We start from the raw sequence: 22604 nt of genomic DNA, 5'->3' as shown, positions 1-22604 counted from the left end.
GACATGAGGGAGAAGGGGGAGGAACCGGGCCGCGGATCAGGCGGACGCCGTGACCGGGCACGCGGTCTGCGAGGACAGGCGGCGCAGCGCGGCTTCCGCCAGCAGCCCCGCCGACACGACAGCCAGCAGCGGCTGCAGGGGAGCCCAGTAGCTCAGGGCTCCGGACGCTCCGAGGAGCAGAAGGACGAGCTTGTTGCAGACCGGGCAGCCGACGGCGAAGAAGGACAGCACTCCGCCGGCCGCTCCCAGACGGCCGCCGTCACGGGGCTCGGGCTCGGGAGGGGCGGAGGGCCGGCGCACATAGGTGCTCAGGACGATGCCGGCCAGTACGGCCGTGACGGCGAGGGCCGGGTAGTTCCACCACTGCACGGGGACCGACCGGTCGAACAGCGGATTGGGCACCACGTCGGTCGGTGTGCCGACCAGGACCGCTGTGGCCAGGGCGCCGAGGCCCGCCACGGTCCACTGCCGGGTGCGCCATGCGCGCAGCGCGGCACCCGCCCGACTCCACGAGCGCGGGGAGGAAGACATGCTGAAAGGCTCCGTTTCAGGGATTCAGGGACACGGCCGACAGGCCGGTCTAGATCCGCAGAACGGAGTGAAGGGTCGTCGGCGGCGGCGGAGCCGGGCCGCCCGACAGCATTCCGGAGTGCTGTGACAGGGGCGTCGCGGGGGCGTGAGGGGCCGCGGGACCGGGGCACGAAGCCGTCGGCGGCGGGTTCTCCGCCCGCTGCGTGCTGTGATCGACGATCATCTTCTTGCCGCAGGGCGCCGCCGGTGCGTCGGACCCCTCAGAGACGGTGGCCGCCTGCTCCCGCTGCGGGACGGACGGGTGCGCGCCCGGCCCGCCACGCTCCGCGTGCCCGACGACGCACAGCAGCGCCACCACGGCCACGAGCAGAGCCAGCACACCACGAGAGCCGGCCATGGCCGGTCCGTGCGCCGCTGTCCGCTTCATCGCCGTCCCTGAGTCCGCTCGGAGATACGGCCACCCTAGGGCACGCCCTTCTGTTCCCCGTCCCCGGCCCGGGAGGGGCTTCCTCTCACCCTTCCGCGGCCACCGGCCGACGGGACGGGGGACCGGGTGTCACGGCTCAGGCCAGCGAGAGGAACAGCTTCTCCAGCCGGGCGCGCATCTGCTCCCGGTCGCCGGAGGCGGCCATGTCCTCGTCGGTCAGGCAGTGCTGCAGACCGGTGGCGATGATCGCGAAACCCGCCTTGTCCAGAGCCCGGGACGCCGCCGCGAGCTGGGTCACCACGTCCTCGCAGTCCCGCCCCTCCTCGATCATCTTGATCACGCCGGCGATCTGGCCCTGTGCCCGGCGCAGCCGGTTGACCACCGTCTTCAGTTCCTCAGCCGCCATCGCCAGTTCCACGCCCACACTCCTTCGGAATACCCCCTCGGGTATCCTAGCGAAGTACTGACTCGAATGGGTGAAGAAAGTGCCCGGGGGCTCAGCCGCCGGATCGCCGCCGTCCGGGCCGGATCCGTTCCGCACGCGTCTTCGGACGCCTCCGCGGAGACGGACGCCCGCCCCCTGGGAGGGCTCGGCGCGGACCGCGGGCGGCGCGTCCCGCCGGCCGTCGAAGCACGGGTCCGGCGGGGCCCCGTGCACGCCTCGGCCGTCATCACGCGGCGGATCCACGCGCGCCCGCGGCCGGGAGAAGACGACCGCACCCGGGCCGTCATGGACGCCGTGCTCGGCGGTCTGCGGACCGGGTGCGGACAGTGGGGCGATGCGACCCGCGAGAGCGCGGGTCAGAGGGCCCAGGTGACGATCAGGCCTTCTTGGTCTCCCAGAAGATCTTGTCGATCTGGGCGATGTAGTCCAGCGCCTTCTGGCCGGTGGCCGGGTCGGTCGACGCCTTGGCGGCCGAGAGGGCCTTCAGGGTGTCGTTGACCAGCTGGTGCAGCTCCGGGTACTTCTCGAAGTGCGGGGGCTTGAAGTAGTCGCTCCACAGCACGGAGACGTGGTGCTTCGCCAGCTCGGCGCGCTGCTCCTTGATGACCGTGGCACGGGCCTGGAAGTGCGGGTCGTCGTTGCCGGCCATCTTCTCCTGGACGGCCTTGACCGACTCCGCCTCGATGCGGGCCTGGGCCGGGTCGTACACACCGCAGGGCAGGTCGCAGTGCGCGCTGACCTTGACCCTGGGGGCAAACAGGCGGGAAAGCATGAAGCGTTCCTTCCTCGTGATCGTCTTCTCACAGGGGACATTACTCCGTGGCGGACCGGTTTTCGCGGGTGCCCCCATGGGCTTAGGACAAAAGTCCGGGGTCAGACTGAGACTGGTGGGGGAAGAACCGGGGAGGTGTCGGGAGATGCCGGAGCTGTCGCAGGACGCCGAGCGGGTGAGGGCGCCGCTGCCCTTCGGGGTGGCCGAGGTGACCGGACCGTCGATGGTGCCGACGCTGCACCACGGGGACCGGCTCCTGGTCCACTACGGGGCGCGGGTGAGACGCGGTGACGTGATCGTGCTGCGCCATCCCTTCCAGCAGGACCTGCTGGTCGTCAAGCGGGCGGCCGAGCGGCGCGACGGCGGCTGGTGGGTGCTCGGGGACAACGCGTACGCGGGCGGTGACAGCACCGACTACGGCGTCGTCCCCGACGAGCTGGTGCTGGGCCGGGTCCGCTTCCGCTACCGGCCGCGCTCCGCGGGCCGGCGGTCGCCGCTGTCGCTGCTGGTCCGGGCGCTGACGTCGGTCCGGCCGGTGCTCTCCGGCCGGTCCGCCTCCAGGCGTTTGCGGGCCCGGTAGGCGGCCACGTTGGCGCGGGTGGCGCAGCGGTCCGAGCAGTAGCGCCGGGAGCGGTTGGTGGAGGTGTCCAGGTAGGCGTTGCGGCAGGGCGCGGCCTCGCAGAGGCCGAGGCGGTCGACGCCGTACTCGGTGAGGTGGAAGGCCAGGCCCATCGCGGCGATCGCGGCGTAGCCCGCGGTCGCGTTGGACGGATGGTCGGCCAGGTGCATGTGCCACAGCGGGCTGCCGTCGTCGTCGCGGAAGTCGTGGCCGGAGATCTGCGGGCTCACCGGGAACTCCAGCAGCAGCGAGTTCAGCAGGTCCACGGCGAGGGTCTCGTCGCCGCCGTCGGCCGCCTCGAAGACCGACCGGAGCCTGGCCCGGACCGAGCGGAACCGCGTCACGTCCGCCTCGGTGGCCCGCCGGGCGGCCGACCGGTTGCCGCCGAACAGGTCGCGCACGGCCTCGACCGAGGTGAGCGTGTCCGTGCCCCGGCCCGGCTCCTCGGTGTTCACGAGACGTACGGCGTAGTCCGAGTAATAGGCCAGTTCCACTTGTAGTCCTTACGCAGGGGCTCTAAAGTCGTGCGTGCGGTCGGGTAACAGACGATCGTGCGTCCAGGGTATTACGGAGCGCACCGCGAGGGAGGGCCCATGACGGACTCGCACACCACCACGGCCGGTACGGACTGGCATGCCTGGCAGGAGAGCTGGGACCGGCAGCAGGAGTGGTACATGCCCGACCGGGAGGAACGCTTCCGGGTCATGCTCGACATGGTCGAGGCGCTCGTCGGCACCGCCCCGCGCGTCCTGGACCTGGCCTGCGGCACCGGCAGCATCACCGCCCGCCTGCTCGCCCGCTTCCCGGACGCCACCAGCACCGGCGTCGACCTGGACCCGGCGCTGCTCGCCATCGCCGAGGGCACCTTCGCGGGCGACGGGCGGGTCACCTTCGTCACCGCCGACCTCAAGGACCCCGGCTGGGCGACCCAGCTCCCGCACGACTCCTACGACGCCGTGCTGACCGCGACGGCCCTGCACTGGCTGCACCGGGAACCCCTCGCCGACCTCTACGGGCACCTCGCGGGCCTGGTCCGCGACGGCGGCGTCTTCATGAACGCCGACCACATGATCGACGAGACCACGCCCCGGATCAACGCGGCCGAGCGCGCCCAGCGCCACGCCCGCATGGACCGGGCCAGGGAGCAGGGCGCCCTCGACTGGGCCGAGTGGTGGCAGCTCGCCGCGAAGGACCCCGTCCTCGCCGGCCCCACCGCCCGCCGCTTCGAGATCTACGGGGAGCACGCCGAGGGCGACATGCCGTCCCCGGCGTGGCACGCGCGCGTGCTGCGCGAGGCGGGCTTCGCGGAGGCGCGCCCGGTGTGGTGCTCACCGTCGGACACCCTGCTGCTGGCCCTGAAGTAGCGCGCCCGGAGCAGGGGGAAGGGGGCGGTACGGATGTCCGTACCGCCCCCTTCCGCGCGCGTGCGGGTCCGAGGTCAGAGGACCTTGGACAGGAACGACTTGGTGCGCTCGTGCTGCGGATCGGTCAGCACGTCACGCGGGTGGCCGGACTCGACCACCACACCGCCGTCCATGAACACCAGGCTGTCGCCCACCTCGCGGGCGAAGCCCATCTCGTGCGTGACGACGATCATCGTCATGCCCGACTCGGCCAGGTCGCGCATGACGTCGAGGACGTCACCGACCAGCTCCGGGTCGAGCGCCGAGGTCGGCTCGTCGAACAGCATCAGCTTGGGGTCCATGGCGAGCGCACGCGCGATCGCCACCCGCTGCTGCTGGCCGCCGGAGAGCTGGGAGGGGTAGTTCCCGGCCTTGTCGGCGAGACCCACGCGGTCCAGCAGCTCGAGCGCGCGCTGCCGGGCCTGGGTCCTGTTGACGCCCTTGACCTGGACCGGCGCCTCCATGATGTTCTCGACGGCCGTCATGTGCGGGAACAGGTTGAAGCGCTGGAAGACCATGCCGATGTCCCGGCGCTGCTGCGCGACCTCGCTGTCCTTCAGCTCGTAGAGCTTGTCGCCCTTCTGGCGGTAGCCCACCAGCTCGCCGTCGACGTAGAGCCGGCCGGCGTTGATCTTCTCCAGGTGGTTGATGCACCGCAGGAAGGTCGACTTGCCCGAGCCGGAGGGGCCGATGAGGCAGAACACCTCGCCGGTCCTCACCTCCAGGTCGATGCCCTTGAGGACCTCGACCTGGCCGAACCTCTTGTGAACGCCCTCGGCTTTGACCATGACGGCGGAGGACTGCGTCATGCCGTGACTCCCTTGGTGCGGCGGGTGGGCAGGACGGCAGCCTTGAAGCGCTGCAACGGAGTGGGCGGCAGAGTGCGCAACGAGCCACGTGCGTAGTGGCGCTCCACGTAGTACTGGCCGACGCTCAGGATCGACGTCATGATCAGGTACCAGGCCGCGGCGAGGAAGTACATCTCCACCGGGGACCCCGCGCTCTGGCCGATGTCCTTCGCCTGCTGGAACAGCTCGGCGAACTGCACCGCGGAGACGAGCGAAGTCGTCTTCAGCATGTTGATGACTTCGTTGCCCGTGGGCGGCACGATCACCCGCATCGCCTGGGGAACGACGATCCGGCGAAGCGTCTTGGTGTGGCTCATGCCCAGCGCATGGGCCGCCTCCGTCTGTCCTTCGTCCACCGAGAGCAGGCCGGCGCGGCAGATCTCGGCCATGTAGGCGGCCTCGTTGAGGCCCAGGCCGAGCAGCGCCGTCAGCAGCGGCGTCATGAAGGACGACCAGTAGTCCTTGTAAACGGGGCCCAGGTTGATGTACTCGAATACCAGTCCGAGGTTGAACCAGACGAAGAGCTGGACCAGGACCGGCGTGCCGCGGAAGAACCAGATGTAGAACCAGGCGATCGACGAGGTCACCGGATTCTTCGACAGGCGCATCACGGCGAGCAGGATGCCGCCGGCGATGCCGATCACCATCGACAGCACCGTCAGCAGCAGGGTGTTCCATACGCCGTCGAGGATGCGGCCGTCGAAGAAGTACTCGGGGATGGCCCGCCAGTTGATGGCGCCTTGCGCGAAGGCGTACACGACCGCCCCGAGGAGGGCGAGGGCGACGGTCGCCGACACGTACCGCCCCGGGTGCCGGACCGGAATGGCCTTGATGGCCTCCGCTCCGGCGGGGGGCGTCGCGCCGGGACCGTCGGTCTTGCTGACGTCAACAGTCACGGGTGGAGCCTTTCAGAGCCAGTCGAACGGTGCGGTTCAGGAGCCGCCGTTGATCTTGGCCTCGGTGATCGCGCCGTCCTCGACGCCCCACTTCTCGATGATCTTCTGGTACTCGCCGTTGTCGATGAGGGCCTGGACCGCGGCCTGGAGCGCGTCGCGCAGTTCCTCGTTGCCCTTGGCGACGGCGATGCCGTAGGGGCCCGCCTCGACCTGCTCGCCGACGATCTCGAAGTACTTGCCGCCGCCGGAGTTCTTGACGGAGTAGGCGGCGATCGGGAAGTCGGCGGAGACGACGTCCGCGCCCTTGGAGCGCATCCGCGTCTCGGCTTCGGGGTTGGTGTCGAACTCCTCGATCTTCAGCGTCTTCTTGCCGTCCTTCTCACACTTCTCCGCCTGGTCCTTGGCGAGGTCGTGCGAGAAGGTGTTGCGCTGCACGGCCATCGTCTTGCCGCACAGGTCGTCCCACGTCTTGATGCCCTGGTCGTCGCCCTTGTTGGTGTAGAGCGAGACGCCGGCGGTGAAGTAGTCGACGAAGTCGACGCCCGCGCCGACCTTCTTGCCCGTGGTGGAGTCGATGCCCTGCTGACGGTCCTTGGTGTCGGTCATGGCCGACATGGCGATGTCGTAGCGCTTGGAGGCGAGGCCGCCGATCAGGGTGTCGAACGTCGCGTTCTGGAACTCGAACTCGACCCCGAGCTGCTTGCCCATGGCCGCGGCGAGGTCGGGGTCGATGCCGACGACCTTGCCGGAGTCGTCCTTGAACTCGACCGGGGCGTACGCGATGTCCGAGCCGACCTTGATGACGCCCTTGTCGCGAATCGCCTGGGGCAGCTTGTCGGCCAGCGGGGCGGTGCTCGTCGACGCGGCGTCCTCGCTGCCCGAGTCCTTGTCCTTGGTCTGGTCACCGCAGCCGGTGAGAAGCAGTGCGCCTGCGACCGCGATCGCGCCGACCGCTGCAATCCGTGAGCGCGCTGCGGTGGTACGACGGGTGGTGCTTGCGGTCATGGTGGGTTCCTCCGGCGGATGGGTGGAGTTGCCGATGGGCCGGCGACGGCCGGTCGGCGTCGCCGCGGGGTCGACGGAGGCACACGTCTTCGAGTGCCGCGACCTCGTGTGATTACCGCATCTTGCCATTCGGATTGGGCCGTTCAGGGGGCCTGTGATGTCAAAATCGGATAACGGAGAGTTCTCCAACCCGACCACTCCGGTACATCACGACCGAAGACTCTTCGGGAATCCTCAATTCCGGCCGCAAGATCTTCGCTAATACGCCTGTCGGGCGGACGACCCGCCGAGCCCGCGCTCCACTTGAGGGTTTGCTGAGGCTTCGTCCAGGTCTTGTCCTGATATCGGACGAAGATTCATGGCGTCGGCATGTGACCTTCGCGTTATGGACTCGTCGCCGACGGCGTCCGTCCGGTAAGAAGGTTCTTCACACCCCTCATCCGGGGCTCAGGGCGCGTGTGCGGCGCGCCCGTCGCGTTCGGCCCGTACGTATCAACCCCTCCGGGCCCGGCGCGGTCCCGCCCGCTCCTCACCAGGAGTGGTAACCCTCAAACAATGAACACTTAAGGGGTAAAACCAAGTGGCAGCGGAGATTGTCAATCCTCGCAGCGACAGCGAGAACCGGGACGCTTCCGAGCAGGACGGCGGGGCAGAGCCCCTGGAGTCCTTCGACCCGGCGTTCGCGCTGCACCGCGGCGGCAAGATGGCCGTGCAGGCCACCGTGCCGGTCCGCGACAAGGACGACCTGTCCCTGGCGTACACGCCCGGCGTCGCGAAGGTGTGCAGCGCGATCGCCGAGCAGCCGGAGCTGGTCCATGACTACACGTGGAAGTCCTCGGTCGTCGCCGTCGTGACGGACGGCACGGCCGTGCTCGGGCTCGGCGACATCGGGCCCGAGGCCTCCCTCCCGGTCATGGAGGGCAAGGCCATCCTCTTCAAGCAGTTCGGCGGTGTGGACGCGGTCCCCCTCGCGCTGAACTGCACCGACGTCGACGAGATCGTCGAGACCGTGGTCCGGCTCGCCCCGTCCTTCGGCGGGGTCAACCTCGAGGACATCTCGGCGCCGCGGTGCTTCGAGATCGAGCGGCGGCTCCAGGAGCGCCTGGACATCCCGGTCTTCCACGACGACCAGCACGGCACGGCCGTGGTGACGCTCGCGGCGCTGCGGAACGCGGCGCGGCTCAGCGGGCGTCCGCTGGGCGAGCTGCGGGCGGTGATCTCCGGTGCGGGCGCGGCGGGTGTCGCCATCGCCAAGATGCTGGTCGAGGCCGGCATCGGGGACGTCGCGGTGGCCGACCGCAAGGGTGTCGTCTCGCGGGACCGCGAGGACCTCACGCCGATCAAGGCCGAGCTGGCGTCGTTCACCAACAAGGCCGGGCTCTCCGGCACGCTGGAGTCCGCGCTGGCGGGCGCCGACGTCTTCATCGGCGTCTCCGGCGGCACGGTCCCCGAGCCCGCGGTGGCGTCGATGGCGGAGGGCGCGTTCGTCTTCGCCATGGCCAACCCGAACCCGGAGGTGCACCCCGAGGTCGCGCACAAGTACGCGGCCGTCGTGGCCACCGGCCGGTCGGACTTCCCGAACCAGATCAACAACGTCCTGGCGTTCCCCGGCATCTTCGCGGGCGCGCTCCAGGTGCGGGCCTCCCGGATCACCGAGGGCATGAAGCTCGCCGCGGCCGAGGCGCTGGCCTCCGTCGTCGGTGACGACCTCGCCGCCGACCACGTCATCCCGTCCCCGTTCGACGAGCGGGTCGCCCCCGCGGTGACGGCGGCGGTGGCCGCGGCCGCCCGGGCCGAGGGCGTCGCCCGGCGCTGAGCGCACGTGTGAGGGGCCCCGTCCTGACCGTGGGCGGGGCTCACGCACGTCCGGGGTCGCACCGCGAGCGGCCGGTCCGGCGCAAGAGGGCGTGTGTCACAGCCGGGCACGGTTCCTTCGGCGGGGCGCGGAACCTATCGTCAAGGTCATGTTCGCTGTCTACGCCGCCCGAATCGACCGCGACCAGCCGCTCACGGGACTGGAGTCGGGAGAGCGACCCGCTCCCGAGTCCCGGCCGGGCTGGAGCACCGTCACGGTCAAGGCCGCCTCCCTCAACCACCACGACCTCTGGTCCCTGCGCGGCGTCGGCCTCGCGGAGGACAAGCTGCCGATGATCCTCGGCTGCGACGCAGCCGGTGTCGACGAGGACGGCAACGAGGTCGTCCTGCACTCGGTGATCGGCCAGACCGGTCACGGGGTGGGCCCGAAGGAGCCCCGCTCCATCCTGACCGAGCGCTACCAGGGCACCTTCGCCGAACAGGTCTCCGTGCCCGCCTGGAACATCCTGCCCAAGCCCGAGGGGCTCTCCTTCGAGGAGGCGGCCTGCCTGCCCACGGCCTGGCTGACCGCCTACCGGATGCTGTTCACCAACGCCGGTGTGCGGCCCGGTGACGCGGTGCTGGTGCAGGGCGCCGGCGGCGGTGTCGCGACCGCCGCGATCGTGCTCGGCAAGGCGGCGGGACTGCGGGTCTTCGCCACCAGCCGGGACGAGGCCAAGCGCAAGCGGGCGCTGGAGCTGGGCGCGGTGGAGGCCGTGGAGCCCGGTGCGCGGCTGCCGCAGCGGGTCGACGCGGTGATCGAGACCGTGGGGGCGGCCACCTGGTCCCACTCGGTGAAGTCGCTGCGTCCCGGCGGCACGCTGGTGATCTCCGGCGCCACCAGCGGTGACCGGCCCTCGCACGCCGAGCTGACCCGCGTCTTCTTCCTGGAGCTGAAGATCGTGGGGTCGACGATGGGCACCAAGGACGAGCTGGAGGACCTGCTGTCCTTCTGCGCCGCGACCGGGGTGCGGCCCGTCATCGACGAGGTGCTGCCTCTGGACCGGGCCCGTGAGGGCTTCGAACGGATGGCGTCCGGTGAGCTGTTCGGGAAGATCGTGCTCACCAACCCCTGAGGCGGCTCTCCTCGCTCCTGCGGCACCCCTGCGGCCGGTCCGGTTCTCCGGGCCGGCCGCGGTTCTGTCAACTGGGGTTGACGCGGTCGGCGTGTCAACGTACGTTGACATCATGACTGAGGCAACCGATCTCGCCGAGCGGGCGGGCGACCGCGACCCGCGGGTCGGCCTGCGGGCCGTCGCCGCGCTGCGCAAGCTGCTCGAGCAACTGGAGGCCGTGCAGGTGCGCAACGCGCGCAACCACGGCTGGTCGTGGCAGGAGATCGCCACCGAACTCGGGGTCAGCAGGCAGGCCGTGCACAAGAAGTACGGGAGGCATTGATGTTCGAGCGGTTCACCAAGGACGCCCGGGACGTGGTCAAGGAGGCCGTCGCCCAGGCCGAACGGGCGGGAGCGGCCCGCGTCGGCGCGGAGCACCTGCTCCTCGCCCTGCTCGACCGGGAGGGCAGCCGCGCCTCCTTCGCCCTGACCGCCCTGGGGCTCGACGAGCGCCGCGAGCCGGTACGGGAGGCCCTGGAGCGGGCGCGACGGCGGGGCGGGCTCACCCAGGCCGAGACCGACGCCCTCGCCGGACTGGGCATCGACGTGCCGGAGATCGTCGCCCGGGTGGAGGAGACGCACGGCCCCGGGGCCCTGTCGGAGAAGCGGCCCCGCGCCCGGTGGCGGGGGCACCGGCCCTTCGACCGGGCGGCCAAGGACGTCCTGACCGGGGCGCTGCGCACCGCCACCGCCCGCGGCCACCGCCACATCGGCGACGAGCACCTGCTCCTCGCCCTCACCGCCCGCCCCGGTGTGCCCGCCGAGGTCCTCGCCGACCACGGCGTGACCCACGCGTCGGTCACCCGCGTGCTCTACGGCGACGGCGAGGCCAAGGCGGGCTGACGGGTGCTCAGGGCTTCGGCGTCCGCAGCAGCGCCCCGATACGGGCCGCCGCCTCCGCCAGGTGCCCGCGGGCGTCGCGGAGCTGCTCCTCGGTGACCCCGTGGTCCCGCGCGGCGTCCCGGACGTCGTCCCGGAAGCGGTCCAGCAGCCGCTCCAGGTCGCGTACCGGGTCGCCGGTGGACTCCGCCGCGCTCGCGTGGCCCCAGGAGGGGGCGTAGTCGGCCGGGAAGTCCTCGGGGGTCGTGGAGTACGACGGACGGGAGCCCGCCGCGTCCGCGGAACCTGTGCGGCCGAAGGGGAAGTCCTTGCCGAACTCGCCCATCTCCTTGAGCAGTTCGCCCAGGCCCTCGCGCAGTCCGGACGGCCAGTCGCCGCGGGCGAAGTGGCCCTGCACCTGCTCCTGGACCTGCCGGACGATGCGCTGCACCTGCTCCTGCGCCCGGTCCTGGGCCTCCTTGGCCTGACGGCGGGCGCGCTGGGCCTCCTCGCGGGAGCGCCGGCTCTCGTCCTTGGCGCGCCGGGCCTGCTCCTTCCACTCCTGCTTGGCGCGGCGCATCTCCTCCTTGGCGGCGCGCCAGGCATCCTTGTCGCCGAACACCGAGAAGTCGCCGAGGTCGAAGTCGCCGAAGGGGGCGTCCTTGCCGCCGGACGCGCCGCCGCCCCGCGACTGGCGGGCCCGGCCGGCCGCGGCGCGCATCTCGCGGCGCAGGTCGCCCGCCGCGCCGCTGACGTCGGCCCGGATCTCGGCGGCGAGCTCGGCGACCGACTCGCGGATCTCCAGCTCCAGGTCGGCCAGCTCGCCGCTGCGGTCGGCCAGCTCGGCGCGGCCGGCGTCGGTGATCGAGTAGACCTTGCGGCCGCCCTCGGTGGTGTGGGTGACCAGCCCTTCCGCCTCCAGCTTGGCCAGACGGGGGTAGACCGTGCCCGCGGACGGCGCGTACAGCCCCTGGAAGCGCTCCTCGAGGAGACGGATCACCTCGTAGCCGTGCCGGGGAGCCTCGTCGAGCAGCTTCAGCAGGTAGAGGCGGAGGCGTCCGTGGGCGAAGACGGGGGGCATGTCAGAGCACCTTCTTGTCGGTCGTGCCGGCATTGTCTCCCGGGCCGCCGCGCCGGTCCGGCTCGTCCTCCCGGGGCGGGCGGCGCAGCAGGGCGATGGAGCCGGAGACGGTGGTGGCCCGCAGGGTGCCGCTGCCCGCGCCCAGGCGGCCGGTGAGTTTGTGGGCGCCCCACATCCCCTGGACCCGCAGGTCGTCGAAGGCGTTGGAGATGGCGCCGCCGGCCGTGTTGGCCTCCACCTCGGCGTCCGCCGGGTCGGGCAGCCGGACCGCGATCTCGCCCGAGACGCTGGTCAGCCGGACGTCGGCGGGACCCTCGGGGTTCAGGTCCACGATCATCGAGCCGCTGACGGTGTCCGCCCGGACGGAGGGGCCGGAACCCTCGACGACGGTGAGGTCGCCGGAGACGGAGGCGAAGCGGAGGTCGCCGGTCACGGACTGGGCCTCCACGCTGCCGGAGACGGTGTCCGCGCGGACGGGCCCCGAGAGGTGGACCAGGGTGGTGTCGCCCGCGACGCCCTTCACCGCGGCGGGGCCCCGGATGCCCGAGACGACGGCCCCGGCCCCGACGACGCCGACCTCCACGCGGGTCCGCGCGGGGACGGCGAGGGAGACCACCGCGCTGCGGCGCCAGCCCTTGCCGTCCAGCCAGGTGAGGAAGCCCTTCCAGGGGAGGTCGTCGTAGGCGACGGTCAGGACGCCGTCTTCGTGCGTCACCACCAGGGGCGGACCCTCCACGTCGGAGACCTGGAGACGGGCCTCGTCCTCGTCGGTCCCCACGACGTTCACCGTGCCGTTGACGAGGCGGACGTTGAGGCGGGTCAGGGGGGCGTCGAAGGTGAGGCGGGTCTTGTCCGCGACGGACCACTCGGGCATGGGACGACCTCCTGATCGCGGGTGGGCACCCGGGGCGGCGCGAGGCGCGGGACATCACGCCATATCGCGTATTACTCGTTTGACGATATATCGCGGCGCACAAAAGTCAAGGCACTCGTTCTGGTGAACGGTGCCTTGGGTGCGCGATGTGGGGAGGTGGGGAAGGGGGCGGATGCGCGGCCCGGCGTCTACGGGGCGCCGTCGCGTCCGTCCGTGCCTCCTCGGCGGCACGGACGCCCGCGGCTCACTCGTCCTCGTCCTCGTCGTCCAGGCGGGCCAGCCAGGTCGCCAGGCGTTCCACCGGGACCTCGAAGTCGGGGTTGAGGTCAACGAAGGTGCGGAGCTGCTCCGCGAGCCACTCGAAGGTGATCTCCTCCTCGCCGCGCCGCTTCTCCAGTTCCTCGATGCCACGGTCCGTGAAGTACATGAGGTCAAGGATATGTGCCGCGGAACGGGGCGGGCCGCACCCCCGGGGAGGGGGTGCGGCCCGCTCGGTCACCGCGTCTTCGTGCCGGTCAGGCCTCGAAGACCTCACGCACGAGCTGCTCCTGCTCGGCCTGGTGGCGCTTGGCGGAGCCGACCGCCGGGGACGAGCTGTGCGGCCGCGAGATGCGGCGCAGACGCTCGGCGTGCGGCAGGTCGGCGCCGACCGCCAGGTCCAGGTGGTCGATCAGGTTGAGCGCGATGAACGGCCAGGCGCCCTGGTTCGCCGGCTCCTCCTGCGCCCACAGGTACTTCTCGGCGTTCGGGTACTTCTTGATCTCCGCCTGGAGCTCGGCGCCCGGCAGCGGGTACAGGCGCTCGATGCGGATGATCGCCGTGTCGTCCGCGCCGCGCTTCTTCCGCTCGGCGACCAAGTCGTAGTAGACCTTGCCGGCGCAGAAGACGACCTTCTTCACGCCGGCCGGGTCGACCGTGTCGTCGCCGATGACCGGGCGGAACTGGCCCGTGGTGAACTCCTCCGCCTTCGACGCGGCGGCCTTCAGGCGCAGCATCGACTTCGGGGTGAAGACCACCAGCGGCTTGTGGTGCGGGTTGTGCACCTGCCACCGCAGGAGGTGGAAGTAGTTCGACGGCGAGGTCGGCATGGCGACCGTCATGTTGTTCTGGGCGCAGAGCTGCAGGAAGCGCTCCGGGCGGGCCGAGGAGTGGTCCGGGCCCTGGCCCTCGTAGCCGTGCGGGAGGAGCAGGACCACACCGGAGGTCTGGTTCCACTTCTGCTCGGCCGACGAGATGAACTCGTCCACGACCGTCTGCGCGCCGTTGACGAAGTCGCCGAACTGCGCCTCCCACAGCACGAGCGCGTCCGGGCGGGCCAGCGAGTAGCCGTACTCGAAGCCCATGGCCGCGTACTCGGACAGCAGGGAGTTGTAGACGTTCAGCCGCGCCTGGTCCTCGGAGAGGTACTGCAGCGGCGTGTACTCCTCGCCCGTCTCACGGTCGATGATGACCGCGTGGCGCTGGCCGAAGGTGCCGCGCTGGGAGTCCTGGCCGGCGAGCCGGACCGGGACGCCCTCGAGGAGCAGCGAGCCGAAGGCGAGGGTCTCGCCCATGCCCCAGTCGATGGTGCCGTCCTCGACCATCGCCGCCCGGCGCTGCAGCTGCGGCAGCAGACGCGGGTGGACGGTGATGTGGTCGGGGATGTTCACCTGCGACTCGGCGATCCGCTTCACGATCTCCGTGCTCACCGCGGTGTTCACGGCGACCGGGAACTCGGCCTGCGGGTCGGACGGGGCGACCGCGGTCGGCTGCGAGGTGGCCTCACGGACCTCCGTGAAGACCTTCTCCAGCTGGCCCTGGTAGTCCTGCAGTGCCTGCTCGGCCTCTTCCAGGGTGATGTCGCCGCGACCGATGAGGGACTCGGTGTACAGCTTGCGCACCGAGCGCTTCTTGTCGATCAGGTCGTACATCAGCGGCTGGGTGAAGGCCGGGTTGTCCGACTCGTTGTGACCGCGGCGGCGGTAGCAGATGAGGTCGATCACCACGTCCTTGTTGAACGCCTGGCGGAACTCGAAGGCCAGGCGCGCGACGCGCACGACCGCCTCCGGGTCGTCGCCGTTCACGTGGAAGATCGGGGCCTCGATCATGCGGGCCACGTCCGTCGCGTACATGGAGGAGCGCGAGGACTCGGGGGCCGCGGTGAAGCCGACCTGGTTGTTGATGACGATGTGGACCGTGCCGCCGGTGCGGTAGCCGCGCAGCTGCGACATGTTCAGGGTCTCGGCCACCACGCCCTGGCCCGCGAAGGCCGCGTCGCCGTGGATGGCCACCGGCAGGACGGTGAAGTCCGTGCCGCCCTTGTTGACGATGTCCTGCTTGGCGCGGGCGACGCCTTCGAGGACCGGGTCGACGGCCTCCAGGTGCGAGGGGTTGGCGACCAGCGAGACCTTGATCTGCTCGCCGTCCAGGCCGGTGAAGGTGCCCTCGGCGCCCAGGTGGTACTTCACGTCGCCGGAGCCGTGCATCGACTTCGGGTCGAGGTTGCCCTCGAACTCGCGGAAGATCTGCGCGTACGACTTGCCGACGATGTTGGCGAGGACGTTCAGCCGGCCGCGGTGGGCCATGCCGATGACGACCTCGTCCAGGCGGGACTCGGCGGCCGAGTCCAGCACCGCGTCGAGCAGCGGGATGACGGACTCGCCGCCCTCCAGCGAGAAGCGCTTCTGGCCGACGTACTTGGTCTGCAGGAAGGTCTCGAAGGCCTCCGCCGCGTTCAGCCGGCGCAGGATGCGCAGCTGCTCCTCGCGCTCCGGCTTGGTGTGGCCGCGCTCCACGCGGTCCTGGATCCACTTGCGCTGCTTGGGGTCCTGGATGTGCATGAACTCGATGCCGGTGGTGCGGCAGTACGAGTCGCGCAGCACGCCGAGGATGTCGCGCAGCTTCATCATCGACTTGCCGGCGAAGCCGCCGACGGCGAACTCGCGCTCCAGGTCCCACAGGGTGAGTCCGTGCTCGACGATGTCCAGGTCGGGGTGCTTGCGGACCTTGTACTCGAGCGGGTCGGTGTCGGCCATGACGTGGCCGCGGACCCGGTAGGAGTGGATCAGGTCGAAGACCCGGGCGGCCTTGGTGACGTCGTCGTCGTGGCTGGCGTCGATGTCCTTGAGCCAGCGGACCGGCTCGTAGGGGATGCGCAGGGCCTCGAAGATCTCGTCGTAGAAGTTGTTCTCGCCGAGCAGGAGGTTCGCGACCTGGCGCAGGAACTCGCCGGAGGCGGCGCCCTGGATCACCCGGTGGTCGTAGGTCGACGTGAGCGTCATGACCTTCGAGATGCCGAGCTTGTTCAGGGTGTCCTGGGAGGTGCCCTGGAACTCCGCCGGGTAGTCCATGGAGCCGACGCCCATGATCACCGACTGGCCGGGCATGAGGCGCGGCACGGAGTGCACGGTGCCCAGGCCGCCGGGGTTGGTCAGGGAGACCGTGACACCGGTGAAGTCGTCCATCGTCAGCTTGTTGTCGCGGGCGCGACGGACGATGTCCTCGTAGGCCTGCCAGAACTCGAAGAAGTTCAGCGTCTCGGCCTTCTTGATCGCCGCGACGACGAGCTGGCGGTCGCCGTTGGGCTTGACCAGGTCGATGGCGAGACCGAGGTTGACGTGCTCCGGCTTGACCAGGGTGGGCTTGCCGTCCACCTTGGCGTACGACCAGTTCATCGCCGGCATGGCCTTGATGGCCTGCACCATCGCGTAGCCGATGAGGTGCGTGAAGGAGATCTTCCCGCCCCGGGCGCGCTTGAGGTGGTTGTTGATGACGATGCGGTTGTCGAACAGCAGCTTCACCGGGACCGCGCGCACGGACGTGGCCGTGGGCAGCTCCAGCGAGGCGTCCATGTTCTTCGCCACGGCGGCGGACGGACCGCGCAGGGTGACCTGCTCGGGGCCGCTCTTCGCCTCGCCCGCCGGCTCGGCCTTCCCGGCCGGGGCCGGCTTGGCGGCGGGAGCGGCCTGCTTCTTCGGCTGGGCGGGCGCCTGGGCCTTGGCAGGCGCCTGAGCCGGGGCCTCGGCCGCCGGAGCGGCGGCAGCGGGCTTCGCGGCCGGGGCGGGCGTCTCGGCCTTGGCGGGCGCGGCCGGCCGGGACGGAGCGGTGGGGGTCACCGCGGCCCCCGCGGCCGCGTCACCCGCCGGAGCCGAGGACGCGGGAGCGCCCGGCTTGTAGTCGGCGAAGAAGTCCCACCAGGCTCGGTCCACCGAGTTCGGGTCCTGGAGGTACTGCTGGTAGATCTCGTCGACGAGCCATTCGTTGGCACCGAAGGCCGCAGCGGGGTTCTTGCCCGCTTGGTCGGTGTCGGTCGAGATGCTCGAGTTACTGGGGGACTGTGGCGACACGGCGTCAACCGCCCTCTTCCGCTTCGCAAGATGATGGACAGCGGAAATAAAGGCTACGCCTCCCCGCGCGAGAAGGTCAGGCCGGGCCCGTGCAACGTCGTGCACATCACATCTCGGCGGGTGTTTCGGCGCTGGAATTGGCGGGAAACAAGCGAGGTTCCGCTTCTTTCGACGGTATCAGGCATCGCTCGACCAGGGCCCGTCGCGCCCCGCGCGCGGGCCTGTGCCTGATCACACGTGTCCGCCAGGACGAACGCGGATGGATCTTGAGGCTCCGCTTCGAACTTTACGTCAACTTGGCGCAGAGGAGGGCCCCGGAAGAGTGATCAGAATCCGGCAACCCCGCTCGGATTCCGCCACTCCGATCCGGCCGCCGTGCAGATCCACGGCCCAGCGGGCGATCGCCAGGCCCAGCCCGGTGCCGCCGTCGCTGCCGGGGCCGTGCGGCCGGTTGACGTTGCCGCGGTTGAACCGCTCGAAGACCCGGTGCCACTCCGTGCGCGGGATGCCCGGACCCTCGTCCAGCACCTCCAGCTCCAGCGACTCCGGCTCGGGGCCCCGCCGGGCCCGGACGGTCACCCTGCCGTGCGGCGGGCTGTGCTTGACCGCGTTGTCGATCAGGTTGGCGACCACCTGGTGGATCCGCTCGGGGTCGGCGTGCGCGACCAGCTCGGGCGGCGAGACGTCCAGGTGCAGATGGACGTCCGTACGGGTGTGGCTGCCGGAGCCGGAGGCCATGCCCGCGCGGGCGGAGGCGACCATGTTGGCCTCCTTCAGCACGCCCGACAGGTACGGCCACACCTCGAAGCGGCGCTTCTTCAGCGGCACCACGCCGTTGTCCAGGCGGGACAGGTCCAGCAGCGTCTCCACCAGACGGCCGAGCCGCTCGGTCTGCTTCAGGGCCGTGCGCATCGTCTCGGGGTCGGCCTCGGTGACGCCGTCGACGATGTTCTCCAGCACCGCGCGCAGTCCCGCGATGGGCGTGCGCAGCTCGTGCGAGACGTTGGCCACCAGCTCCTTGCGCTGGCGGTCCTGCGCCTCCAGCTCGTCGGCCATGACGTTGATCGTCTGCGCCAGGTCGCCCAGCTCGTCCCGGCGGCTCTCGCGCACCCGGCGGGTGTAGTCGCCGTGCGAGATGGACCGCGCGACGGCGTTCATGTCGTCCAGCGGAGCGGTGAGGGAGTGCGCCACGAACTGGGTGATCAGGAGCGTGGCGATCATCGAGAAGACCGTGATGAAGCGCAGCTCCGTCTTGGTGTGCACGGCGATCACCGACAGTCCGGTGGTGATCAGGACCGAGACGACGACCAGCGCGCCCAGCTTGGTCTTGATCGAGAACGGGCGCACACCGCCCCAGGGATCCTTCTTCCCCTGCCCGCGCCCCGCCGGACCCCCGCTCATGGCGTCGGCGTCTCCAGGGCGTAGCCCACGCCGTGCACGGTGCGGATGCGCTCGGCGCCGATCTTCCGGCGCAGCGCCTTGATGTGGCTGTCCACGGTCCGGGTGCCGGAGGCGTCCGCCCAGTCCCAGACCTCGGCCAGCAGCTGCTCGCGGGAGAGCACCGCGCGCGGGGTGTTGGCCAGGCACACCAGCAGGTCGAACTCGGTGGGCGTCAGGTGGACGTCCTCGCTGCGCACCCGCACCCGGCGCTGGGCGTGGTCGATCTCCAGCTCGCCCAGGCGCAGGATGCCGCTGCGCGGGGTGGTGGCCGCGAGGGCGGCGCGCTCCATGCGGCGCAGCAGCACGTGCACGCGGGCGGCGAGCTCGCGCATCGAGAACGGCTTCGTCATGTAGTCGTCGGCGCCGACGCCGAGGCCCACCAGCATGTCGGTCTCGTCGTCGCGCGCGGTGAGCATCAGCACCGGCACCGGCCGCTGGGCCTGCACGCGCCGGCAGACCTCCAGGCCGTCGAAGCCCGGCAGCATGATGTCGAGGATCAGCAGGTCGGGCTGCCAGGCCTCGGCCGTGTCCACCGCGGACGGGCCGTCGCCCGCCGTTTGCACGAGGAATCCCTCGGCGCGCAGGCGGGTCGCGATGGCGTCCACGATCGTCGCGTCGTCCTCGACCACCAGGACCCTGCGCTGCGCGCCGGGGGTGGTCGTCGCCGTGCCGTTGTGGGAGGTGTGTGTCTGCTCCATCGCCCGCCCCTGAGGTGTGCTTTTTCCGGAATCCGTGGGGTGATCCGTCGTCTGCGCATCACTGCGACCGACGCTTGGATGATCCGCGCCAGGGCAGCAGCGTACGGGGACGCACCACGGGTTTGCTATCCAGGGCGGACGCCGATGTGCACGGCGTCCGGAACGCCCCGGGCAACGGGGATCTCTTCGGTACGCACCTGCCGGAACCCGGCATTCCGCAAGGTTCCCTCGAATTCCGGAGAGGGCTTGGCGGACCATACCGCGAGGACCCCGCGCGGCTTCAACACCCTTGCGCAGGCCGCGAGTCCGTCCGGCGTGTACAGCCCCTCGTTGCCCTCGTCGACGGTCCAGCCGGGCCCGTTGTCGATGTCGAGGCACAGCGCGTCGAACGTGTCGGACGTCTCCTTGACGTAGGCCACCAGGTCCTGCTCGACGATCTCCGTCCGGGGGTCGGCGAGCGCCTCGCCGGAGAGCCCGGCCAGCGGGCCCGCGCGGTGCCACTCGATGATCGCGGGCTCCCGCTCCACCACCGTGATCCGTCCCCAGCGCGGCTGCCCGGCCGCGTGCGCCAGGGAGAAGCCGACGCCCAGCCCGCCGATCAGCACCCCCGGGTCCGCCGCCTCCGGGTCCAGGGCGGCCAGGGCGGCGTCCACGAGCAGCCGCTCGGAGCGCCCGTCGGAGGTGTCCATCAGGAAGCAGCCGTTGGCGATGATCTGCAGCAGACCGCCGTGCCTGCGCAGCGCGACCTCGCCGTACGGGCCCTCGCGGCGGTCCAGGACTTCGGGAGCTTCGGGAATGTCGTACGGGGTGGACATGCGTTCATCCTGGCAGGCCCCCGTCCCGGCGATCCGGGGCCGTGGGGCCCGGTCCGGTGATCGCTCAGAGCGAACGCGACTCCGGGAACATTCGGCGGCTCCCCTGCATTGAGTCGACATAGCTCAACTTGATTGCCGAAGGGGAGATCATGGCTGCTGAGTCCACACCGCTCGCCCTGCCCGTGCTGCCGCTCGACGACGAGGTCGTACTGCCGGGGATGGTGGTTCCGCTGGACCTGAGCGACTCCGAGGTGCGCGCGGCCGTGGAGGCCGCCCAGGCCGCCGCCCGCGACGAACCGGGCAAGCCCCGGGTGCTGCTGGTGCCGCGCGTCGACGGGACCTACGCCGGGACCGGCGTGCTGGGCACGGTCGAGCAGGTCGGCCGGCTGGCCGACGGCGACCCGGGCGCCCTGATCCGCGGCCGGGGGCGGGTGCGCATCGGCGCCGGCACCACCGGGCCGGGCGCGGCGCTGTGGGTGGAGGGCGTCCGCATCGACGAGAGCGTGCCCGACCCGCTGCCCGGCCACGTGACCGAACTGGTCAAGGAGTACAAGGCGCTCGCCACCGCCTGGCTGCGCAAGCGCGGCGCCTGGCAGGTCGTGGACCGGGTCCAGGCCATCGACGACGTCTCCGCCCTCGCCGACAACTCCGGCTACTCGCCGTTCCTCACCACCGACCAGAAGGTCGCCCTGCTGGAGACCACCGACCCGGTGGCCCGGCTGAAGCTCGCCACCCAGCAGCTGCGCGACCACCTCGCCGAGCAGGACGTCGCCGAGACCATCGCCAAGGACGTCCAGGAGGGCGTCGACAAGCAGCAGCGCGAGTTCCTGCTCCGCCGCCAGCTCGAGGCGGTCCGCAAGGAGCTGCGCGAGCTGAACGGCGAGAAGGAGGGCGAGGAGTCCGACGACTACCGGGCCCGCGTCGAGGCCGCCGAGCTCCCCGAGAAGGTCCGCGAGGCCGCGCTCAAGGAGGTCGACAAGCTGGAGCGCGCCTCCGACCAGTCGCCGGAGGGCTCCTGGATCCGCACCTGGCTCGACACGGTGCTGGAGATGCCGTGGAACGAGCGCACCGAGGACTCCTACGACATCCGCGGCGCCCGACAGGTGCTGGACGCCGAGCACGCGGGCCTACAGGACGTGAAGGAGCGCATCACCGAGTACCTGGCGGTGCGCAAGCGGCGCAACGACCGGGGCCTGGGCGTCGTCGGCGGGCGGCGCGGCGGCGCCGTGCTGGCCCTGGTGGGCCCGCCCGGCGTCGGCAAGACCAGCCTCGGCGAGTCCGTCGCGCACGCGATGGGCCGCAAGTTCGTCCGGGTCGCCCTCGGCGGCGTCCGCGACGAGGCGGAGATCCGCGGCCACCGCCGCACCTACGTCGGCGCCCTGCCCGGCCGGATCGTGCGCGCCGTCAAGGAGGCCGGGTCGATGAACCCGGTCGTCCTGCTCGACGAGATCGACAAGGTCGGCTCCGACTTCCGCGGCGACCCGGCCGCGGCCCTGCTGGAGGTCCTCGACCCGGCGCAGAACCACACCTTCCGGGACCACTACCTGGAGGTCGAGCTCGACCTGTCCGACGTGGTCTTCCTCGCCACCGCCAACGTCCTGGAGGCCATCCCGGAGCCCCTGCTCGACCGCATGGAGCTGGTCCGCCTCGACGGCTACACCGAGGACGAGAAGATCGTCATCGCCCGCGACCACCTGCTCCCGCGCCAGCTGGAGCGCGCCGGCCTGGACACCGACGAGGTCACCCTCGACGAGGGCGCGCTGCGCAAGCTGGCCGGCGAGTACACGCGCGAGGCGGGCGTGCGCAACCTGGAGCGGTCCCTCGCGCGGCTGCTGCGCAAGGTGGCGGCCCAGCACGAACTGGGCGAGCGGGAGCTGCCGTTCACCGTGACCGAGGGCGACCTGCGGGACCTGATCGGACGGCCGCACCACGTGCCGGAGTCCGCCCAGGAGCCGGCCGAGCGGCGCACCGCCGTGCCCGGTGTCGCCACCGGGCTCGCCGTGACCGGCGCCGGCGGTGACGTCCTCTACGTCGAGGCGTCCCTGGCCGACCCGGAGACGGGCGCGGCGGGGCTCACCCTGACCGGTCAGCTGGGCGACGTGATGAAGGAGTCCGCGCAGATCGCGCTGAGCTTCCTGCGCAGCCACGGCGCCGAGCTGGAACTGCCGGTGGGCGACCTGAAGGACCGGGGCGTGCACATCCACTTCCCGGCGGGCGCCGTGCCCAAGGACGGCCCGAGCGCGGGCATCACGATGACCACGGCCCTGGCCTCGCTGCTCTCCGGACGGCTGGTCCGCACGGACGTGGCGATGACCGGCGAGGTGTCGCTGACCGGGCGGGTGCTGCCGATCGGCGGGGTGAAGCAGAAGCTGCTCGCCGCGCACCGGGCCGGCGTCACCACCGTGATCATCCCCAAGCGCAACGAGCCCGACCTGGACGACGTCCCGGCGGAGGTGCTGGAGAAGCTGGACGTGCACGCCGTCACCGACGTCCGCCAGGTCCTGGAACTGGCGCTGTCCCCGGCCACCGACGAGGCGGCGCCGGAGGTTCCGGTGGCCGCGTGACCGGGGCTGCCGGACGAGGAGGGCCCGGGTCCCGTGAGGGAGGCCCGGGCCCTTTCCCCGGCCCGGACCGCTC

The 22604-nt window shown here is 71.1% G+C and carries 21 protein-coding genes; 7 read left to right on the top strand and 14 right to left on the bottom strand.

What is annotated here, in order from left to right; all coding sequences use genetic code 11:
• Nucleotides 1–36 precede the first annotated feature (36 nt).
• The 3 genes from C1708_RS10970 to sodN form a co-directional block, all read right to left on the bottom strand.
• Nucleotides 37–531 carry a hypothetical protein gene (locus tag C1708_RS10970; RefSeq protein WP_106412495.1) on the bottom strand — a complete coding sequence of 165 codons (495 nt, stop codon included), beginning with the start codon at nt 529–531 and terminating at the stop codon, nt 37–39.
• 563 nt (nt 532–1094) lie between these two features.
• On the bottom strand, nt 1095–1376 hold the full coding sequence (locus tag C1708_RS10960) for a metal-sensitive transcriptional regulator (protein ID WP_098750301.1): 282 nt from the start codon (nt 1374–1376) through the stop codon (nt 1095–1097).
• A 403-nt stretch (nt 1377–1779) separates the two neighbouring features.
• Entirely contained in the window at nt 1780–2175 is a 396-nt protein-coding gene (gene sodN, locus C1708_RS10950) for a superoxide dismutase, Ni (RefSeq protein WP_006136256.1), read from the bottom strand.
• A gap of 145 nt (nt 2176–2320) precedes the next feature.
• On the opposite strand from sodN, the gene sodX reads away from it, so the two are divergent.
• A complete protein-coding gene (gene sodX / locus C1708_RS33725) occupies nt 2321–2755 on the top strand; it encodes a nickel-type superoxide dismutase maturation protease (RefSeq protein ID WP_133169061.1) in 435 nt (144 codons plus the stop codon).
• Here the strand turns inward: sodX and C1708_RS10940 are convergent.
• The gene (locus C1708_RS10940; protein WP_106412492.1) at nt 2638–3288 is read right to left on the bottom strand and encodes a CGNR zinc finger domain-containing protein; all 651 of its coding nucleotides are present in this window, start codon (nt 3286–3288) and stop codon (nt 2638–2640) included. The two genes, sodX and C1708_RS10940, sit on opposite strands and share 118 nt — an antisense overlap.
• Nucleotides 3289–3387: 99 nt before the next feature.
• Here C1708_RS10940 and C1708_RS10935 point away from each other — a divergent pair, with 99 nt between their 5' ends.
• Nucleotides 3388–4158 (top strand): class I SAM-dependent methyltransferase, encoded by a 771-nt coding sequence (locus C1708_RS10935; protein ID WP_106412491.1) that lies wholly within the window; start codon nt 3388–3390, stop codon nt 4156–4158.
• 74 nt (nt 4159–4232) lie between these two features.
• Here the strand turns inward: C1708_RS10935 and C1708_RS10930 are convergent, their stop codons facing one another.
• Genes C1708_RS10930 through C1708_RS10920 form a run of 3 tightly spaced genes read right to left on the bottom strand, consistent with a single transcriptional unit; the run spans nt 4233 to nt 6946 of the window.
• Entirely contained in the window at nt 4233–4985 is a 753-nt protein-coding gene (locus C1708_RS10930; protein WP_106416244.1) for an amino acid ABC transporter ATP-binding protein, read from the bottom strand.
• A 17-nt stretch (nt 4986–5002) separates the two neighbouring features.
• Nucleotides 5003–5941 (bottom strand): amino acid ABC transporter permease, encoded by a 939-nt coding sequence (locus C1708_RS10925; protein WP_106412490.1) that lies wholly within the window; start codon nt 5939–5941, stop codon nt 5003–5005.
• Between the two features lie 36 nt (nt 5942–5977).
• Nucleotides 5978–6946 (bottom strand): ABC transporter substrate-binding protein, encoded by a 969-nt coding sequence (locus C1708_RS10920; RefSeq protein ID WP_106412489.1) that lies wholly within the window; start codon nt 6944–6946, stop codon nt 5978–5980.
• 580 nt (nt 6947–7526) lie between these two features.
• Here C1708_RS10920 and C1708_RS10915 point away from each other — a divergent pair.
• The 4 genes from C1708_RS10915 to C1708_RS10900 all read left to right on the top strand — a co-directional run bounded on the left by C1708_RS10915 (nt 7527) and on the right by C1708_RS10900 (nt 10758).
• A complete protein-coding gene (locus C1708_RS10915; protein ID WP_106412488.1) occupies nt 7527–8762 on the top strand; it encodes an NAD(P)-dependent malic enzyme in 1236 nt (411 codons plus the stop codon).
• Nucleotides 8763–8910: 148 nt separating this feature from the next.
• A complete protein-coding gene (locus C1708_RS10910; protein WP_106412487.1) occupies nt 8911–9876 on the top strand; it encodes a zinc-binding dehydrogenase in 966 nt (321 codons plus the stop codon).
• A gap of 112 nt (nt 9877–9988) precedes the next feature.
• Nucleotides 9989–10198 (top strand): HTH domain-containing protein, encoded by a 210-nt coding sequence (locus C1708_RS10905; protein ID WP_028959309.1) that lies wholly within the window; start codon nt 9989–9991, stop codon nt 10196–10198.
• On the top strand, nt 10198–10758 hold the full coding sequence (locus C1708_RS10900) for a Clp protease N-terminal domain-containing protein (protein WP_106412486.1): 561 nt from the start codon (nt 10198–10200) through the stop codon (nt 10756–10758). Before C1708_RS10905 ends, C1708_RS10900 begins: the two co-directional genes overlap by 1 nt.
• Before the next feature lie 7 nt (nt 10759–10765).
• Here C1708_RS10900 and C1708_RS10895 read toward each other — a convergent pair whose 3' ends face one another.
• The 7 genes from C1708_RS10895 to C1708_RS10860 form a co-directional block, all read right to left on the bottom strand.
• Nucleotides 10766–11815 carry a helix-turn-helix transcriptional regulator gene (locus C1708_RS10895; protein ID WP_106412485.1) on the bottom strand — a complete coding sequence of 350 codons (1050 nt, stop codon included), beginning with the start codon at nt 11813–11815 and terminating at the stop codon, nt 10766–10768.
• Nucleotide 11816: 1 nt separating this feature from the next.
• The gene (locus C1708_RS10890) at nt 11817–12689 is read right to left on the bottom strand and encodes a DUF4097 family beta strand repeat-containing protein (protein WP_106412484.1); all 873 of its coding nucleotides are present in this window, start codon (nt 12687–12689) and stop codon (nt 11817–11819) included.
• A 244-nt stretch (nt 12690–12933) separates the two neighbouring features.
• A complete protein-coding gene (locus tag C1708_RS10885; RefSeq protein WP_014176503.1) occupies nt 12934–13116 on the bottom strand; it encodes a DUF6104 family protein in 183 nt (60 codons plus the stop codon).
• An 88-nt stretch (nt 13117–13204) separates the two neighbouring features.
• The gene (locus tag C1708_RS10880) at nt 13205–17014 is read right to left on the bottom strand and encodes a multifunctional oxoglutarate decarboxylase/oxoglutarate dehydrogenase thiamine pyrophosphate-binding subunit/dihydrolipoyllysine-residue succinyltransferase subunit (protein ID WP_106412483.1); all 3810 of its coding nucleotides are present in this window, start codon (nt 17012–17014) and stop codon (nt 13205–13207) included.
• 291 nt (nt 17015–17305) lie between these two features.
• A complete protein-coding gene (locus tag C1708_RS10870) occupies nt 17306–18415 on the bottom strand; it encodes a sensor histidine kinase (RefSeq protein ID WP_106412481.1) in 1110 nt (369 codons plus the stop codon).
• On the bottom strand, nt 18412–19152 hold the full coding sequence (locus C1708_RS10865; RefSeq protein WP_019522934.1) for a response regulator transcription factor: 741 nt from the start codon (nt 19150–19152) through the stop codon (nt 18412–18414). The genes C1708_RS10870 and C1708_RS10865 overlap by 4 nt, the downstream gene beginning before the upstream one ends.
• A gap of 125 nt (nt 19153–19277) precedes the next feature.
• On the bottom strand, nt 19278–19967 hold the full coding sequence (locus C1708_RS10860; protein WP_106412480.1) for a spermidine synthase: 690 nt from the start codon (nt 19965–19967) through the stop codon (nt 19278–19280).
• A gap of 149 nt (nt 19968–20116) precedes the next feature.
• Between C1708_RS10860 and lon the strand changes: the two genes are divergently transcribed.
• Complete coding sequence (gene lon / locus C1708_RS10855; protein ID WP_106412479.1) at nt 20117–22531, top strand: endopeptidase La; 2415 nt, start codon at nt 20117–20119, stop codon at nt 22529–22531.
• Nucleotides 22532–22604: the final 73 nt, after the last annotated feature.

This window comes from Streptomyces sp. DH-12 (genome assembly GCF_002899455.1).
Classification (GTDB): Bacteria; Actinomycetota; Actinomycetes; order Streptomycetales; family Streptomycetaceae; genus Streptomyces.
This window is presented reverse-complemented; position numbering and strand designations above follow the sequence as displayed.